General features: G+C 69.2%; 1 protein-coding gene. It reads left to right on the top strand.

The window, feature by feature from the left end; genetic code table 11:
* Window positions 1–1,097 (top strand): 23S rRNA (adenine(2503)-C(2))-methyltransferase RlmN (gene rlmN / locus ACRDSQ_RS26595; RefSeq protein WP_431424726.1); only part of this gene is annotated, 1,097 nt, incomplete at its 3' end.

The following is a 1,097-nucleotide window of genomic DNA, read 5'->3' on the forward strand; positions in this document are numbered from 1 at the left end:
ATCCTCCCCCTCGTTTTCGACGCCCCTCGTCGCGGACTGCCGCCGAGGCACCTGGTCGACCTCAGCCCCGACGAGCGCCGCTCGGCGGTGGCCGAGCTGGGGGAGAAGCCGTTCCGCGCGACCCAGCTGGCGAACCACTACTTCGGCAGGCTCACGGTCGACCCGGACGCGATGACCGACATCCCCGCCACCAGCCGCGACAAGCTGGTCGGCGAGCTGATGCCTACCCTGTTCACCGTCGTCCGCAAGATCACCTGCGACGAGGGAACCACCCGCAAGACCCTGCTGCGCGCCCACGACGGAACGCTCATCGAGAGCGTCCTCATGCGCTACCCCGGCCGCGCCACCCTGTGCATCTCCAGCCAGGCGGGCTGCGGCATGGCCTGCCCGTTCTGCGCCACCGGCCAGGCGGGCCTGACCCGCAACCTGTCGACCGCGGAGATCGTCGACCAGGTCCGCATGGGCGCCGCCGCCATGCGCGACGGTGAGCTGCCCGGCGGTCCCGGACGGCTGTCCAACATCGTTTTCATGGGCATGGGCGAACCCCTGGCCAACTACAAGCGCGTGGTCGAGGCCGTGCGCCGCATCTGTGACCCGTCGCCGGAGGGCCTGGGTATCTCGCACCGGTCGGTGACGGTGTCGACGGTGGGTTTGGCTCCGGCGATCCGCAAGTTGGCGGACGAGAAGATGCAGGTCCGCTTGGCGGTGTCCCTGCACACCCCGGACGACGAGCTGCGTGACACGTTGGTGCCGGTGAACAACCGCTGGTCGGTTGACGAGGTGCTGGAGGCTGCCCGCTACTACGCGGATGTCTCGGGTCGTCGTGTGTCGATCGAGTACGCGCTGATCAAGGGCATCAACGACCAGCCGTGGCGTGCCGACCTGCTGGCCAAGCGTTTGCGCAAGCACTTGGGCCAGCTCGTGCACGTCAATGTGATCCCGTTGAACCCGACTCCGGGCTCCAAGTGGGACGCGGCACCGAAGCCGGTGGAGCGTGAGTTCGTCCGCCGGGTCAACGCCGGTGGGGTCGCCTGCACCGTGCGCGACACCCGAGGCCAGGAGATCGCCGCGGCCTGCGGCCAACTCGCCGCCGAAGG

The sequence above is a fragment of the Actinokineospora sp. genome (assembly GCF_050699995.1).
In the GTDB taxonomy this organism is placed as follows: Bacteria; Actinomycetota; Actinomycetes; order Mycobacteriales; family Pseudonocardiaceae; genus Actinokineospora.